Annotated in this window: 15 protein-coding genes; 8 read left to right on the top strand and 7 right to left on the bottom strand. The window is 62.0% G+C overall.

Annotated features, from left to right (window positions below; genetic code table 11):
• Positions 1-343 precede the first annotated feature (343 nt).
• Positions 344-940, bottom strand: coding sequence for an RBBP9/YdeN family alpha/beta hydrolase (locus CVS48_RS19330; protein WP_100857752.1), 597 nt, complete (start codon positions 938-940; stop codon positions 344-346).
• A 269-nt stretch (positions 941-1,209) separates the two neighbouring features.
• Here CVS48_RS19330 and CVS48_RS19325 point away from each other — a divergent pair, with 269 nt between their 5' ends.
• Entirely contained in the window at positions 1,210-2,337 is a 1,128-nt protein-coding gene (locus tag CVS48_RS19325; protein WP_100855853.1) for a branched-chain amino acid ABC transporter substrate-binding protein, read from the top strand.
• A gap of 160 nt (positions 2,338-2,497) precedes the next feature.
• Here the strand turns inward: CVS48_RS19325 and CVS48_RS19320 are convergent, their stop codons facing one another.
• The 4 genes from CVS48_RS19320 to ugpB all read right to left on the bottom strand — a co-directional run bounded on the left by CVS48_RS19320 (position 2,498) and on the right by ugpB (position 6,903).
• The gene (locus CVS48_RS19320) at positions 2,498-3,586 is read right to left on the bottom strand and encodes a sn-glycerol-3-phosphate import ATP-binding protein UgpC (protein ID WP_100855852.1); all 1,089 of its coding nucleotides are present in this window, start codon (positions 3,584-3,586) and stop codon (positions 2,498-2,500) included.
• A gap of 49 nt (positions 3,587-3,635) precedes the next feature.
• Positions 3,636-4,487 (bottom strand): sn-glycerol-3-phosphate ABC transporter permease UgpE, encoded by an 852-nt coding sequence (gene ugpE / locus CVS48_RS19315; RefSeq protein ID WP_100855851.1) that lies wholly within the window; start codon positions 4,485-4,487, stop codon positions 3,636-3,638.
• A gap of 21 nt (positions 4,488-4,508) precedes the next feature.
• Entirely contained in the window at positions 4,509-5,390 is an 882-nt protein-coding gene (gene ugpA, locus CVS48_RS19310; RefSeq protein ID WP_100855850.1) for a sn-glycerol-3-phosphate ABC transporter permease UgpA, read from the bottom strand.
• A 199-nt stretch (positions 5,391-5,589) separates the two neighbouring features.
• A complete protein-coding gene (gene ugpB / locus CVS48_RS19305) occupies positions 5,590-6,903 on the bottom strand; it encodes a sn-glycerol-3-phosphate ABC transporter substrate-binding protein UgpB (RefSeq protein WP_100855849.1) in 1,314 nt (437 codons plus the stop codon).
• A gap of 193 nt (positions 6,904-7,096) precedes the next feature.
• On the opposite strand from ugpB, the gene proC reads away from it, so the two are divergent.
• The 7 genes from proC to CVS48_RS19270 all read left to right on the top strand — a co-directional run bounded on the left by proC (position 7,097) and on the right by CVS48_RS19270 (position 13,869).
• Positions 7,097-7,930, top strand: coding sequence for a pyrroline-5-carboxylate reductase (gene proC / locus CVS48_RS19300; protein ID WP_100855848.1), 834 nt, complete (start codon positions 7,097-7,099; stop codon positions 7,928-7,930).
• Complete coding sequence (locus CVS48_RS19295; RefSeq protein WP_100855847.1) at positions 7,927-8,481, top strand: queuosine precursor transporter; 555 nt, start codon at positions 7,927-7,929, stop codon at positions 8,479-8,481. Before proC ends, CVS48_RS19295 begins: the two co-directional genes overlap by 4 nt.
• A gap of 457 nt (positions 8,482-8,938) precedes the next feature.
• Positions 8,939-10,054, top strand: coding sequence for a high-affinity branched-chain amino acid ABC transporter substrate-binding protein (locus CVS48_RS19290; RefSeq protein ID WP_100855846.1), 1,116 nt, complete (start codon positions 8,939-8,941; stop codon positions 10,052-10,054).
• Positions 10,055-10,242: 188 nt separating this feature from the next.
• Positions 10,243-11,169, top strand: a complete 927-nt coding sequence (gene livH, locus CVS48_RS19285; protein ID WP_100855845.1) for a high-affinity branched-chain amino acid ABC transporter permease LivH — start codon at positions 10,243-10,245, stop codon at positions 11,167-11,169.
• Complete coding sequence (locus CVS48_RS19280) at positions 11,169-12,404, top strand: high-affinity branched-chain amino acid ABC transporter permease LivM (protein WP_167401020.1); 1,236 nt, start codon at positions 11,169-11,171, stop codon at positions 12,402-12,404. The genes livH and CVS48_RS19280 overlap by 1 nt, the downstream gene beginning before the upstream one ends.
• The gene (gene livG, locus CVS48_RS19275; RefSeq protein WP_100855843.1) at positions 12,401-13,168 is read left to right on the top strand and encodes a high-affinity branched-chain amino acid ABC transporter ATP-binding protein LivG; all 768 of its coding nucleotides are present in this window, start codon (positions 12,401-12,403) and stop codon (positions 13,166-13,168) included. Before CVS48_RS19280 ends, livG begins: the two co-directional genes overlap by 4 nt.
• Positions 13,168-13,869, top strand: coding sequence for an ABC transporter ATP-binding protein (locus CVS48_RS19270; RefSeq protein ID WP_100855842.1), 702 nt, complete (start codon positions 13,168-13,170; stop codon positions 13,867-13,869). The genes livG and CVS48_RS19270 overlap by 1 nt, the downstream gene beginning before the upstream one ends.
• Positions 13,870-13,962: 93 nt before the next feature.
• Here the strand turns inward: CVS48_RS19270 and cuyB are convergent, their stop codons facing one another.
• Positions 13,963-14,706, bottom strand: coding sequence for a cysteate racemase (gene cuyB / locus CVS48_RS19265; protein WP_100855841.1), 744 nt, complete (start codon positions 14,704-14,706; stop codon positions 13,963-13,965).
• A gap of 1 nt (position 14,707) precedes the next feature.
• Positions 14,708-16,189 carry an N-acyl-D-amino-acid deacylase family protein gene (locus tag CVS48_RS19260; protein ID WP_100855840.1) on the bottom strand — a complete coding sequence of 494 codons (1,482 nt, stop codon included), beginning with the start codon at positions 16,187-16,189 and terminating at the stop codon, positions 14,708-14,710.
• Position 16,190: the final 1 nt, after the last annotated feature.

Here is a 16,190-nt window from a genome sequence, read left to right as displayed (position 1 = left end):
TGCTGAATGATATTAAGTAATTCCGCACGCGGTATTGATGCCGGAATGTCTACTGTGGCGACGAATCAACTTGGAATTTAGGGGTTTACCTGCATCGATTTTGAATTCCCCACGATTGCTGCGCGCTAGCATATCAATCGCCTGTAACTTGTCTGGCGCAAGATTAATCAAGAAGCTTCTAATATCAACAAACCATAGGAAAGTTCGCTAAGTAACCATATCATTTGAAAAATATCGGTAAAAGAACGATAAAAGCCCCTAAGTCGCAAAATCAGAGATTGGCGACTTAAGGGCTGAAAAGCGTTGGGAAGGAAAAACGGGGAATTAAGTCAGATGACGTAATTCAGAACATTCCGCAGATGGGAACAGGTGGGATACGCGGGGCGGGGGTGGTAATACGCCAGGCGGCGCGTCGACGCAGTGCGGCGAATATTTTTAGGCCGTCAGGCCAATCCGCCAAACCACTTTCGGCATTAATGTGCCCGGCCCCGGAAAGGACCACGATGCGGCTGCCCCAATCTTCGGCAAAGGCGCGGGCGCGCTCGAGGGCGCAATAGGGGTCGTCGTCGCTGGCAACGACCACGCTCTGAAAGGGCAACGACTGGCGGGAAATGGGCGCGAAGCCGCGCAGGCAAGCCGGCGCGTCGGGCCGTTCGACGTCGGCGGGTGCCACCAGCAGGGCGCCGGCCACTTTGGCGCGCAAGGGGACGGGCAGGCAAGCGGTGATAAGGCAGCCCAGGCTATGGGCAACGATCAGCACCGGAGCGCGCGCCCGGTCGACTTCGCCCGCCAGCGTGGACACCCATTGCGCGGGCTCCGGATTTTCCCAGTCGCGCTGTTCGATGCGCACGGCATGAGGCAGCACGCTGACCCAGCGCGATTGCCAGTGTTCGGGTCCGGAGTTTTTCCATCCGGGGACGATGATCGGTTGGAGTCTCATGGCGGCCATGATGCCGCGCAGCGTTAGTAACTCAAACGAATAAATCGTCTATTGCATATGCCTCTTGGGATATAACGCGACGCGCCTGCAAGAGGCGGCACCGGCGGCGCGCCGAGGGGCGGAACTCGGGCCGGATGGGCTCCAAAAGCGGGGTTTTTTCAGTGTATGCTTGCCGTGCAAAAGCACCGTAGCGGGGCGTGATCATACGTACTTCCGGCGTCCGCCCGATACGAAAACCAACGATTACAAGCAACTAGAGGAGTCCACTCATGAAGCCAACATTTCGTCTGACCCCGGTCATTGCGGCGCTTGGCGTTGCCGCCGGCCTGACGTTTGCCGCGGGAGCCCACGCGCAAACCATCAAGATCGGTGTAGTCGGCCCCACGACGGGCGCCGTTACCCAATACGGCGACATGGTCCGTGAAGGCGTGGACACCGCCATTGAACGCATCAATGCCGCGGGCGGCGTGAACGGCAAGAAGCTGGAAGCGGTGGTGATCGACGACGGCTGCGAGCCCAAGCAAGGCCCGGTTGCGGCGAACCGCGTCGTCAACAGCAAGATCGGTTTCGTGGTGGGTCACGTGTGCTCGGGCGCAACCATTGCCGCCGCCGACATCTACAACAACGAAGGCGTGGTGATGGTGACCCCGTCGGCCACGGCGCCGGCAGTCACGGACGGCAAGAACTACGAGTTCATCTTCCGCACGATCGGCCGCGACGACCAGCAAGGCCCCGCCGCTGCCCAGTTCATCCTGGAAAAAATCAAGCCGAAGAAGGCTGCCGTGCTACACGACAAGCAGTCGTACGGACAGGGCATCGCCACGGCAGTCAAGAATGACCTGGAAAAGGGCGGCGTGCCTGTCGCTATCTTTGAAGGCGTGAACGCCGGGGACAGCGACTATTCGGCCGTGATCACCAAGCTGAAGGCGCAAGGCGTCGACTTCGTCTACTACGGTGGCTACCACCCCGAAATGGGCCTGCTGCTGCGCCAGGCGGCCGAGCAGGGCGTGAAGGCGAAGTGGATGGGTCCGGAAGGCACGGGCAACCCCGACATCAACGCCATTGCCGGCGACGCCGTTGAAGGCATGCTGCTGACCTTGCCGGCCGACTTTACCCAGAACGCCGCCAACGCCGACATCGTGAAGGCCTTTGAAGCCAAGAAGCGCAACGCCAGCGGCGCCTTCCAGATGACGGCCTACGCGGCCACCCAGGTCATCGCCGACGGCATCAAGGGCGCGGGCAGCGATGACCCGACCAAGGTTGCCAAGTACCTGCATGCCAATTCCTTCGACACGCCGATCGGCAAGGTGTCGTGGAACAAGCAGGGTGACCTCACGAACTTCAAGTTCGACGTGTTCACCTGGCACAAGGACGGTTCCAAGACCGTCTACAAGTAATGCAGTGACGGTAATGCAGTGACACGGTGGCGCGCTTGCACGCCGCCGGCTGCATGTGAATCGGGCCGCAAGCCAATGACATGGCTTGCGGCCCGATTCTTTTGCCTGGCACCCGCACCAGGCGATCGCCGTGGCGGGTTTATGGCTTATGGCTTACGGTTTAGAGACCCTGCACCCGGCGACCCGATTCGGCGTCGAACCAATGCAGCGGATGGCGGCCGTCCGGGCCGACATTGACGCGATCGCCCACCTTGGCCGAGGCCTCCGACAACTGGCGCGTCGTGCAGCGCACCACCAGCGTGCTCTTGCCGCAGCGGCAATGAACCAGTTGTTCCGAACCCAGCGTTTCGACCATTTCAACTTCGGCCGGCACGCCTTGCGTGTTCAGCAGCATGTGCTCGGGGCGCATGCCCATGATGATCTTGCGGCCGCGTACTTGGGACGGCACTTGCAGCGGCGAGATTTCCAGCGCCATGCCGTCGGTCGTCTGCACGGTGCCGTCGCCGGCCACCTGCACTTCCATCAGGTTCATCGGGGGCGAGCCGATGAAGCCGGCCACGAAGGTCGAGGCGGGCTTTTCAAAGACTTCCATGGGGGTTCCGATCTGCTCGGGCACGCCTTGGTACATGACGATCATGCGATGCGCCAGCGTCATGGCTTCGACCTGATCGTGCGTTACGTACAGGCTGGTGGTGCCCAGGCGACGATGCAGCTTCATGATTTCAAGGCGCATCGCCACGCGCAGCTTGGCGTCCAGGTTCGACAAGGGTTCGTCGAACAGGAACACCTTGGGTTCACGCACGATGGCGCGGCCCATGGCCACACGCTGGCGCTGGCCGCCGGACAGCGCGCGCGGGCGGCGGTCCAGCAGGTGGCCCAGTTCCAGGATCTGCGCCGCGATGTCCACGCGCTTTTTGATCTCGTCCTTGGAGAACTTGCGGATCTTCAAGCCATAGGCCATGTTTTCAAACACGGTCATGTGCGGGTAGAGCGCGTAGTTCTGGAACACCATCGCGATGTCGCGTTCGGCGGGTTCCAGCGTGTTGACGACCTTATCGTCGATCACGATGTCGCCGCTGGTCACGGATTCCAGGCCGGCGACCATGCGCATCAGCGTGGACTTGCCGCAGCCGGACGGCCCGACGATGACGATGAATTCACCGTCTTTCACATCCATGTCGATGCCATGAATGACCGGCACGTTGCCGGCATAGGTTTTCTTGACGTTACGGAAGCTGAGAGTAGCCATGTTTATTCGTGTTCGGAGTCGTGTTCGGGTGGGTGCGGGTGGGCAAGCGTCACTTTTCAGTGTCGACCAGACCCTTGACGAACCATTTCTGCATCAGGATGACGACCAGCGCCGGCGGAATCATGGCCAGCATGGCGGTGGCCATGGTGATGTTCCATTCGGTCACGCTGTCGCCGCCGCTGATCATCCGCTTGATGCCGATGACGACGGGGTACATGTCTTCCTGCGTGGTGATGAGCAGGGGCCACAGGTATTGGTTCCAGCCGTAGATGAACTGGATCACGAACAGGGCGGCGATGCTGGTCTTGGACAACGGCAGCAGCACGTCGAAGAAGAACCTCACCGGGCCCGCGCCATCGATGCGCGCGGCCTCGATGAGCTCGTCTGGAACCGTCAGGAAGAACTGGCGGAACAGGAAGGTGGCGGTGGCCGAGGCGATCAGCGGCAAGGTCAGGCCGGCGTAGCTGTTGAGCATGCCCAGGTCTGCCACGACCTTGTAGGTCGGCGCAATCCGGACTTCGACGGGCAGCATGAGCGTGACGAAGATCATCCAGAAAAAGAACATGCGGCCGGGGAAGCGGAAATACACCACCGCGAAAGCTGACAGCAGCGAGATCGCGATCTTGCCGATGGAAATCGACAGCGCCATGATCAGGCTGACGTACATCATGCGGCCGACGGGGGCGCCCGACGAACCGCCGGACGAGCCGCCAAACAGCGCCTGCATGTAGTTTTCGACAAAGTGCGGACCGGGGATCAGCGACATCGGCGCTTGCGCCACTTCCTGAGCGGTCTGGGTAGACGCGACGAAAGTGATGTAGAGCGGAAATGCCACCATCGCCACGCCGCAAAGCAGAATGACGTGGGCCAGAATATCCAGCCAGGGACGGCGTTCAACCATTGTTATTAGCCTCGAACAAAATCAATACTGCACTTTGCGGTCGACGTACCGGAACTGTACGACCGTCAAGGCAACCACAATGAACATCAGGATCACGGACTGGGCCGCGGACGAACCCAGATCCAGCCCACGGAAGCCGTCGCTGTACACCTTGTAGACCAGGATCGAGGTCGCCGTGCCAGGACCGCCTTGCGTCGTGGTGTCCACGATGGCGAAGGTATCGAAGAAGGCATAGATGATGTTGACGACCAGCAGGAAGAACGAGGTGGGCGACAGCAGCGGGAACACAATGGTCCAGAAGCGGCGCGCCGGGCTGGCGCCGTCGATGGCGGCGGCTTCGATAAGCGAACGCGGAATAGATTGCAGGCCCGCCAGGAAGAACAGAAAGTTGTACGAGATCTGCTTCCAGACGGCGGCGGCCAGCACCAGCATCATGGCCTGGTTGCCGTCCAGGCGCGGGTTCCAGTCGACGCCGGTGTTGCGCAGCGCCACGGCCAGGATGCCCACGGAAGGCGAGAACATGAACAGCCACAGCACGCCGACGACGGCGGGCGCCACGGCGTAGGGCCAGATCAGAAGGGTCTTGTACATCCCTGCGCCGCGAATCACGCGGTCGGCCATGACGGCCAGCAGCAAGGACACGCCCAGACCCACGACAGCCACCAGTATCGAAAAGACAGCGGTGACGCGGAAGGAATCGAGGTAAGCCTGTTGCGAGAACAGTTCCATGAAGTTGTCGAGTCCGACGAACTCGGACGACAGGCCGAAGGCATCTTCAAGCCGCATGGACTGCCACATGGCTTGTCCGGCGGGCAGGAAAAAGAAGACCACGGTAATGATTAACTGCGGCAACAGCAGCAGATAGGGCAGGGTCTTATGCCCAAAGACAACGCGTTTTTCCATAGGGGGTACCCAAGGTACAGAAAAGCGGCGGTTGGATTAACCGCCGCTTGAAACCGCTTTCATAAAAATACGATAGGCTTAAAGCCCCAAGAAAACCAGGGCTTTAAGCCTTGCGCTCGTATCCGGATTGGCCGTTAAGTCATTGACACGCAAGAGAAATGCCGTGACGCAATCACCCGACGGAATCCCGGAAAGGGCGCTACTTTACACTCTTCTCGAACTTTTCCAGCAACTCGTTGCCACGCTTGACGATGTTGTCGGCGCCGTCCTTGGCTGCAACCTTGCCGGACACGATGCGTTCGATTTCAGCGTCTTCGATTTCACGGATCTGCGGCAGGAAGCCCAGGCGCAGGCCACGCGATTGTGCGGTGGTTTCCACGTTCAACTGCTTCACGCCGACTTCGGTGCCCGGATTCTTGTCGTAGAAGCCTTCTTTCTTGGTCAGCTCGTAAGCCGCCTTGGTGACCGGCACGTAGCCGGTCTGCTGGTGCCAGCGCGCGGCGATTTCAGGCGAGGCCAGGAATTGGAAGAAGGCGGTCACGCCCTTGTAGACTTCCGGCTTCTTGTTGGCGAAGACCCACAGGGATGCGCCACCAATGATGGTGTTCTGCGGCGCGCCCTTCACGTCGGCGTAGTAAGGCAGGGTCGAGGTGCCGAATTCGAACTTGGCGTTCTTGGCGATGTTGGCGCGCAGGCCGGACGAGCCGGTGATCATGGCGCACTTGCCGCTGATGAACAGCGAGTTCGGCTCGTCGCCGCGGCCGCCGTACATGAAGATGCCTTCCTTGCCCAGCTTGGCCAGGTTTTCCAGGTGGCGTACGTGCAGCGGAGTGTTGATGGCGATGCGGGCGTCCAGGCCACCGAAACCGTTGTCCTTGGTGGCGTAAGGCACGTTATGCCAGGCCGAGAACGTTTCCAGTTGGGTCCACGACGGCCACGAGGTGGTGTAGCCACATTCCTGGCCCGCGGCCTTCAGCTTCTGGCCGGCGGCGGCCAGCTCTTCCCAGGTCTTGGGGGGATTGTCGGCGTCCAGGCCTGCCTTCTTGAAGGCGTCCTTGTTGTAGTAGAAAACCACGGTCGAGCTGTTGAAGGGCATCGACACCAGCTTGCCGTCCGGCGACGAGTAGTAGCCGGCCACGGCGCCGATGAACGCCTTCGGATCGATCGGGTTGCCGGCTTCTTCCGACATCTGCTGCACCGGCTTGATGGCGCCCTTGGCGTACATCATGGTGGCGGTGCCCACTTCGAACACTTGCAGGATGTCCGGGGCGTTGCCGGCGCGGAACGCGGCGATGCCGGCATTCATGGATTCGCCGTAGTTGCCTTTGTAGATCGCCTTGACCTGGTAGTCAGGGTTCTTCTTGTTGAAATCTTCGACCAGGCCATTGACGCGGTCGCCCAGGGCGCCTTCCATCGAATGCCAGAACTGGATTTCGGTGGCGGCATGCGCGGACGCGCCCGCGAACGCGGCCATGACGGCGGCGAAGGTTAAAGCAATACGGTGGGATCGCATGATGAGGTTGCTCCTGATGGGCGTGTTGTGACCGGGTTGTCCGGACACGGAAAACACGACACCTTATGAATTGTTTGTGACAAAACCGTGACTTTCACATCACTGCAAACGCCTGTCAAATTGTGCGTTTCAGGCGCGAACGAACATTTTCTTTTTTTTCCCCAGCGGATCCGACCGACTACAATGCCGCCCTATGAAAAACGAACTTTCGATTGCGTTCATTGGCGGCGGCAATATGGCGGCCGCTTTGGCCTCCGGTCTGGCTGGCAAAGTATGCCCCGCCGAGAGCATCCATGTCATTGACATAAATAAGGATAGCCACGCGGCCTGGCAGGCGCGTGGCATGACGACCGCTGTGGCTCCGGACGAAGCCCTGGCCCGGTGCCGCGTTTGGGTGTTCGCGGTCAAGCCACAGAACATGAAAGATGTTGTGGCGTCCGCGCGTCAGTGGCTGCAAGACGACACCTTGGTGGTAAGCGTGGCGGCGGGAATCCGCGCGGACACGCTGGCGGGCTGGCTGGGATCCCCTGACGCACCGTTCAAGCGCCTGGTGCGCTGCATGCCCAATACGCCCGCACTGGTGGGCGCGGGCGTGACCGGCCTGGCTGCGCTGGATGGCGTCAGCGAACCCGATCGCGCATTGGCGGCGAGCCTCTTGGAAAGCGTGGGGCAGGTGGTGTGGGTGGCGGACGACGCCGCGCTGGATGGCGTGACGGCATTGTCCGGCAGCGGCCCGGCGTATGTGTTCCTGTTTCTTGAGGCCCTGGTGGCGGGCGGCGTGAAGGTCGGCTTGACCGAGGCGCAGGCCAAGCAACTGGCCTTGGGCACGCTTGCGGGCGCGACCCAGCTCGCGACCGAATCGTCAGACCCCTTGTCGGTGCTGCGCGAGCGGGTCACGTCCAAGGGCGGTACCACGGCCGCGGCGCTGGCTGCCTTTGACGCGGCAGGGTTTGCCGGCATCGTGGAAGACGCCATGGCCGCCGCGGCGCGCCGTTCGCGCGAGCTGGCCGAGGAATTCGGGCAATGACCAAGGCAAGCCAGCTCTTTCCGCCGATGAGTCGTGCGCAGTTCGGCATTGCCGTGCTGTGCATGTTGCTGGTGGTGGTGGGCTCGAACATTCTGGTGCAGGTGCCGCTTAACGATTGGTTGACGTGGGGCGGCCTGTCATACCCCGTCGCCTTTCTCGTTACCGACGTGTTGAACCGGCGCTTCGGGCCGTCGGCCGCGCGCCGCGTCGTCTGGTTCGGCTTTGCGGCGGCGTTGGTGGTGTCGTTCTGGGTGGCGTCGCCGCGTATTGCACTGGCGTCGGGCCTGGCTTATATCTGCGCGCAGTTGGTGGATATCCAGGTCTTTGACCGTTTGCGTGACCAACGCTGGTGGCGCGCGCCGCTGGTATCGGGCGTGCTGGGCGCGGTGTTGGACACCGCTGTGTTCTTCAGCGTGGCCTTCGCGGCCACTGGCGCGCCCTGGACAACCTGGTTGCTGGGCGACCTGGCGGTCAAGCTCGTCGTCAACATCAGCATGCTGGCGCCGTTCCGGGCGCTGATGTGGAACCTGGCCAAGCCGGCCAACGCCTGACGCTGGATACGGAAAAGGACGCGCATCGTGGCGAGGTAATCGCCCGATGCGCGCTTTTTTTTTGGCAGTGGATTATGCGGAATTCATTAACCCAATAATCATTAATCGTAAGTCCGGCGTAAGCACTGTATTTAAATGCGTATTCGAACAGTGTATTAATGATTTTTCATATATCGGTTGGCGCACAAATGCATCAAGTGTGCCAGTCGGAACCGAAGGCAAATTCAGCAAATTTCCCGTATTTTCATGGGTTTGCAAAGCTGATGCGTCACGATTAAAGGTTTGCCGGGAAATATTGGGGATTACACGCAGTGACAGTATGTCGGCTTGCTCCCAGAATACCGCCCACACCGTGTTTTTGCCCAAGAAGCCGGCGACGCGAGATACGGATGGCGGGGTATCCACCCGACAAGCCGTTTCAATCAGAGCCGCTCAAAACCTCGCTGGAGAACTCCGCATGAAGTTTCTGAATCGCCTTACCCCGGTAGCCATGGCGCTTGGGGCACTTGCCTTGGCGGGCGCCGCACACGCCGCCGACACCATCAAGATTGGCATTCCCCAGCCCATGACCGGCCCCAACACCCAATATGGCGACCAGATCCAGGCCGGCGCCTTGACCGCCATCGAGACCATCAACGCCAAGGGCGGCGTCAAGGGCAAGAAGCTTGAACCTATCCTGATCGACGACGGCTGCGAACCCAAGCAGGCTGTTCCGGCCGCCAACCGCGTGGTCAACTCCGGCGCCAAGTTCGCCGTGGCCCATGCTTGCTCGGGCGTCACCGTGGCCGCCGTGAAGGTGTACGAGGAAGAGGGCATTGTCGGCATCACCCCGGGCGCCACGTCGCCGCTGGTGACCGACACCATCAAGCCGCATTTCTTCTTCCGCACCATTGGCCGCGACGACCAGCAAGGTCCGTACGCCGCCAACTACATTGCCAAGACCCTCAAGCCCAAGAACGTCGCCATCCTGCACGACAAGCAAACCTACGGCTCGGGGGTCGCCACCCAGGTCAAGGACGCGCTGGCCAAGCAGAACGTCAATGTGTCGCTGTTTGAAGGCATCAACGTTGGCGATAGCGACTACTCGGCCATCATCACCAAGCTGAAGTCCGCGGGCGTGGACCTGGTTTACTTCGGCGGCTACCACCCCGAACTGGGCCTGCTGCTGCGCCAATCGCGTGAACAAGGCCTGAAGGTGCAGTTCATGGGTCCGGAAGGCACTGCCAACCAGGATCTGGTGGCCATTGCCGGTCCGGCCATCGAGGGCCTGCTGGTCACGCTGCCGGCTGACTTCACCAAGCTGCCGGGCAACGAAGGCATCGTGAAGGCCTTCAAGGACGCCAAGCGCGATCCGGACGGCGCCTTCCAGATGCCGGCCTATGCCGCCGTGCAAATCCTGGTCGACAGCATCAACGCCGTGGGCGAAGACCCCGCCAAGGTCGCGGACTACATGCACAAGACCACCTTCAACACCGGCATCGGCAAGGTCGAATACGACGCCAAGGGCGATTTGAAGAACTTCGAATTTGCCGTCTACAAGTGGGATAAGGACGGTAAAAAGACCCAGCTGTAAACTCGCGATCCGCCGGCGCGGTGCCGGCGTGTAGGGCCTGTTGTCTTCGTTGTGCCGTAATCCGCGTAGCGAAGCGCCAAAAGCGCTGTGCGGCCGGCAAGCGGTGACCACAGGCCCTTAGAAAAACCGCCCAGGTTTCCGGCTCCGGGTCTCTCCACCGGGGCCGGAACCATTTGGAGCATTAGATAATGTCTGACCTCATACCCCAACTTACCCAGCAATTCTTCAACGGATTGTCCCTGGGCGCGATCTACGCGTTGATCGCCATCGGCTACACAATGGTCTACGGCATCATCGGGATGATCAACTTCGCCCACGGCGAAATCTATATGATCGGCGCCTATGTGGGCCTGGTCACCTTGACGGCCATCGGCACCAATAGCGGTTTGCCGATGCCATTCATCATTGCCTCCATGTTGCTCGTGGCCATTGCCGTGACCGGCGTGTATGGCTTTTCGGTCGAGCGGGTTGCCTATCGGCCCGTGCGAGGCAGCCCCCGCCTGGTGGCGCTGATCTCGGCGATCGGTATGTCGATCTTCCTGCAGAACTGGGTGGCCCTGGGCCAAGGCGCGCGCGACATGGCCGTGCCCTCGCTGGTATCCGGCGCCGTCCAGTTCCACATGGGATCCGACTTCGACGTGACGGTGCCGTATTCGCGCATCATGATCATCGTGGTGACGGTGGTGCTGATGATCGGCCTGACGCTGTTCATCAAGTATTCCCGCATGGGCCGCGCCTCGCGCGCCTGCTCGCAAGACATGCACATGGCCAATCTGCTGGGCATCGACACCAACCGCGTGATCTCGTTCACGTTCGTGATGGGTGCCATCCTGGCGGCGGTGGGCGGCGTGCTGATCGCCATCACCATCGGCAAGCTGAATCCCTTCATCGGCTTCCTGGCCGGCATCAAGGCTTTTACGGCGGCGGTGCTGGGCGGCATCGGCAGCATCCCCGGCGCGATGCTGGGCGGCGTGCTGCTGGGCTTGGCCGAGACCTTTGCGGCTGCGTATATCTCGTCGCAGTACAAGGACATCGTGGCGTTCTCGCTGCTGGTCCTGATTCTGCTGTTCCGTCCCACCGGGCTGCTGGGCAAACCTGAGGTGGAAAAAGTCTGATGTCTAAGAACAATCTTAAAAACGCCACGATGGCGGCCGTGCTGACGGCGGTGATCGTTACGCCGGTGTTTGGCCTGCAACTGATTCGTCAGGGCGCGCGCACATCGATGGAACCGAACTGGGGGCTGGTGGCGCTTGCCGCGGCCGTGGTGTTCGCCTTCCAGATGCTGCGGCCCTGGATCGCCGCGCCGTTCCGCAAACTGAAAACGGCGCTGCCGACCTTGCCGGCGGCGCCCGCCAAGACCCACAAGGGGCTGATGCTGTTGCTGCTGGCGATAGCGGTGGTGTGGCCATTCTTCTCAGGCCGCAGCTCGGTCGACATTGCCACGCTGGTGCTGATCTACGTGATGCTGGGCCTGGGCCTGAACATCGTGGTGGGTTTTGCCGGCTTGCTGGACTTGGGCTTTGTCGGCTTCTATGCGGTGGGCGCGTACACGTACGCGCTGCTGTATCACTGGGGCGGCTGGAGCTTCTGGGAAGCGCTGCCGTTTTCGGGCGCGATGGCGGCCTTGTTCGGTTTCGTGCTGGGCTTTCCGGTGCTGCGGCTGCGGGGCGACTATCTGGCTATCGTGACCTTGGGCTTTGGCGAAATGATCCGCCTGCTGCTCATCAACCTGAACACGCTGACGGGTGGCCCGGACGGCATTTCCGGTATTCCCAAGCCCACGGTGTTCGGTTTGGAAATGTCGCGCCGTGCCAGTACGGAAGGCGGCACGACGTTCCATGACTTCTTCGGGCTGACCTTCAACAACCAGCACATGGTGATCTATCTGTATCTGATGGCCTTGCTGCTGGCGCTGATTACGCTTGCCGTGTCCACGCGCCTGATCCGCATGCCGGTCGGCCGCGCCTGGGAAGCGTTGCGCGAAGATGAAATCGCATGCCGCTCGCTGGGGCTGAACCCCACGCGCATCAAGCTGTCGGCGTTCACGCTGGGCGCCACGTTCGCCGGTTTTGGCGGCGCGTTCTTCGCAGCGCGTCAGGGCATGGTGAACCCGGAGTCGTTTACCTTCATTGAATCGGCGCTGATTCTGGCCATTGTGGTTCTGGGCGGCATGGGTTCGCAGGTGGGCGTGATTCTGGCGGCCATCTTGCTGACCGTCTTGCCCGAGCTGGCGCGCGAGTTCGCCGAATACCGGATGCTGATGTTCGGTCTGGTGATGGTGTTGATGATGATGTGGCGTCCGCAGGGGTTGTTGCCCATGAAGCGTCCCCACGTGGAGCTGTCTAAATGAGCGAGGCATTGCTGAAAGTATCCGGACTCACCATGCGGTTCGGCGGCCTGTTGGCCGTGGACAGCGTGGGGTTCGAGGTTAAATCCGACGAGGTGTTCGCCATCATCGGCCCCAACGGGGCCGGCAAGACCACGGTGTTCAATTGCGTGGGCGGCTTCTATGCGCCCACCGCGGGCGAAATCATCATGGACGGCAAGCCGATCAACGGTTTGCCCAGCCACAAGGTGGCCCGCCACGGGCTGGTGCGCACCTTCCAGAACGTGCGGCTGTTCAAGCAGTTGACCGTCCTGGAAAACCTGTTGGTGGCCCAGCACACCCAGGTGGAATCCCGGCTGCTGCCCGGCCTGTTGAAGCTCAAGGGCTATCGACAGTCGGAAGCCGATGCGCTGGCGCGTGCGGCGCAGTGGCTGGATTTCATGGGGCTGCGTGAGTTTGCCAACCGCGAGGCCGGCAACCTGGCCTACGGGCACCAGCGCCGCCTGGAAATCGCGCGCTGCATGATCACCAAGCCGCGCCTGCTGATGCTTGACGAGCCGGCAGCCGGCCTGAACCCGCAGGAAAAGCGCGATCTGCAAGCGCTGATCGACCAGCTTCGGCGCGAATTCGGCGTGGCCGTGCTGCTGATCGAGCACGACATGAGCCTGATCATGGGCATTTCCGACCGTATCCTCGTCATGGAACACGGCAAGCCCATCACGACGGGCACCCCCGATGCGGTGCGCAACGACGAGCGCGTGATCAAAGCGTACCTGGGGGAGGAATGATGCTTAAGCTGGAAAACATACACACGTACTACGGCGCCATTCAGGCATTGAACGGCGTGTCGGTGGAAGTGAACCAGGGCGAAATCGTGACGCTGATCGGCGCCAATGGCGCCGGCAAGACAACGCTATTGATGACGGTGTGCGGCAACCCTCGGGCGCGTGAAGGCAAGATCACGTTTGATGGCGAAGACATCACCCAGAAGGACACGCACCACATCATGCGCAGTGGCATCGCCATTTCGCCTGAAGGCCGGCGGGTGTTCAAAGACCTGACGGTTGCCGAAAACCTGATGATGGGCGGCTTCTTCTCGAAGCGCTCGGAGATCGAGGCGGGCATCGACCACGTCTATGGCTTGTTCCCGCGCTTGAAAGAGCGCGCGGCGCAACGCGCGGGGTTGATGTCGGGCGGCGAACAGCAGATGCTGGCCATCGGCCGCGCGCTGATGACTCGGCCGCGCTTGTTGTTGCTGGACGAACCCACCTTGGGCCTGGCGCCGCTGGTGATCGCGCAGATCTTCGACATCATCCGCGAGATCCGCGAGCAGGGCGTGACGGTGTTCCTGGTGGAACAGAACGCGAACAAGGCGCTGGGCGTGGCCGATCGCGGTTATGTGCTGGAAAACGGTCGCGTTGTGTTGCAAGACACGGGCGCCAATTTGCTGGTCAACGATCAAGTCCGCAAGGCCTACCTGGGCGGATAAGCACTACGTTGACGGCTTCCCCGCGAAGGGAAATTCGGGCGCATCGGAAGATGCGCTTTTTTTTTGCCTTCGCGCGGGGTTGCGCGTCGCCGTTCAGGCGGCGATGCGTTGCTTGGCCAGGTCCGCTTCGTAATGTGCGATGGCCGCGCGGGCCAGCGCGTCGATCGAATCCGTGAGCGTCACGCCCAGGCTGGGGCGCAGCGCATGCGGCACCGCCAGCGGCAGTTCGGTGCAGCCCAGCACCACGGCGTCGGCGCCGCGCGCCTTCAGGCGGGCAATGCACTCGGCGGCGGGGGCGAAGGCTTCTTCCAGGCGGTTGCCCTTGACGGCGCGTATGGACCCCATGCAGTAGCGTTCGACCTCGTCGTCGTCGGGCACGAGGCACTCGTAGCCTTGCGCCTGAAGGTGCTTTTGGTACAAGCCCAGTTTCAGCGTGGCGGCCGTGCCCATCAGGCCGATGCGGCCAAGTGGCAGGCCAAGGCGGCGCAGGTCGTCGATGACCGCTTCAATGATGTGCAGCACCGGCACGCCCGTGCTGGCCGCGATGTCGGCGTACCAGAGATGGGCCGTGTTGCACGGGATGGCGATCAGTTGCGCGCCGGCTTCCTCAAGAAAGCGCACGCCTTGAACCATATGGGGCAGGGGGCTTTCGCCGCCGGCCATATAGGCGCTGGAGCGGTCGGGAATGCGGGGATCGTTGCGCAACAAGGTGGGGATGTGTTGCTGGTCAATCGCGGCGGGCGTCAGCGCCGCCAGGCGTAGGGCAAAGGCCGCGCCGGCCATGGGCCCCATTCCGCCCAATACACCCAGGTAGCAGCCCTGGGAAAACGTGTTCACTTTATGTACTCCGAACTGATGCATCACCGGGCGTCAATACGTGGCCCGGGCGTTGCGTGCTGGTTTGTTCCCCGTCCCAGACCTGCTTGCCGTTGACCCACACCGCGTGGATGCCCTGGCTTGCCTGAATGGGAGCTGAAAACGTCGCCGTATCCGTCACGGTGGCGGGGTCGAACAGCACCAGGTCAGCATGATAACCCTGGCGCAGCAGGCCGCGCCCGGCGATGCCATATTGGTCAGCCGCCAGGCCGGTCATCTTGTGGATGGCCGCTTCCAAGGACAGCAGTTGCTGTTCGCGCACCATCGTGCGCAACACATTGGTGAAGGTACCCCATTGGCGTGGGTGCGGGTGAGGGTCAAAGGGCAGTCCGTCAGAGCCGACCATCGTCAGCGGATGCGCGAAGATGCGTTTGACGTCGGTGGGGTCCATCAGAAAGTAGATGGCGCCGGCGGGCGCCAGGCGGGCGACGGCGGCCTCGTCGTCCAGGCCCAGCTCTTGCATGACCTCGGCGAAGTCGCGGCCGGTGGCCTCGGGGTAGCCTTTGGACCACGTGATCATTGTGCGGCTGGCCAGCCGCGCGCGGTCCAGCCGCAGCATGGTGGACGTGGCGGGGTAGGGGTGGCAGTCCAGGCAGACGGGTTGGCTGGCGGCGGCGCGGTTGATCAGGTCCAGCGTTTCGCGGGTGCGGCCGTGGTTGCGTTCGCCGGCCAGCTTGTGGTGCGAGAACACCACGCGGCAATCGAGTTCGCGGCCAATCAGCAGCGCCTCTTCCATGGCGGGCACGATGTGATCGGCCTCGTCGCGCAGGTGGGTGGCGTACAGGCCGGGGCGGCCCACTTGCTTGGCTGCCTTCAAGGGCAGGCAAACGTCGATGATTTCATCGGTGGGCGCGGCGCTGGCGGGCGGGTAGAAGGTGCCGGTGGATACGCCGAAGGCGCCCGCGTCCAGCGCTTCTTGCAGCAGGCCACGCATGGCGGCGCGTTCGATGTCGTTGGCGGCGCGCGAGGTATCGTCCATCACGGCCACCCGCAAGGTGGTGTGACCCACCAGCGGAATCACGTTGACCGCGGCGGGCGTGCTGCGCAGCGCGTCCATCCAGGCGCGGAACGTGGCAAAGCGGAACAGCTCGGCGGGGCCAAGCAGGTCCAGCGGCTGCGGAATGTTGTCGCGCTGAAGCGGCGCGAGGCTGATGCCGCAGTTGCCGGTGACGACAGTGGTGATGCCTTGCGACACCTTGGGCAGCATGTCGGGATGCGCCAGCAGATAGCCGTCATCGTGGGTGTGGGAATCAATGAAGCCGGGCGCCAGCACCTGACCGCGCCCGTCTATCACCGGCACGCCCGTGGGGTGGGCAAAGCTGCCCACCGCCACGATGCGCTCACCCAGCACGGCCAGGTCGCCCGGCTGGGCGGGGCCGCCCGAGCCGTCGATAAGCGTGGCGCCCGCCACGATGAAGTCAGCCTGCAAGGTGGGCAAGGTCATG

It is taken from the genome of Achromobacter spanius (genome assembly GCF_002812705.1).
Lineage (GTDB): Bacteria > Pseudomonadota > Gammaproteobacteria > Burkholderiales > Burkholderiaceae_B > Achromobacter > Achromobacter spanius.
This window is presented reverse-complemented; position numbering and strand designations above follow the sequence as displayed.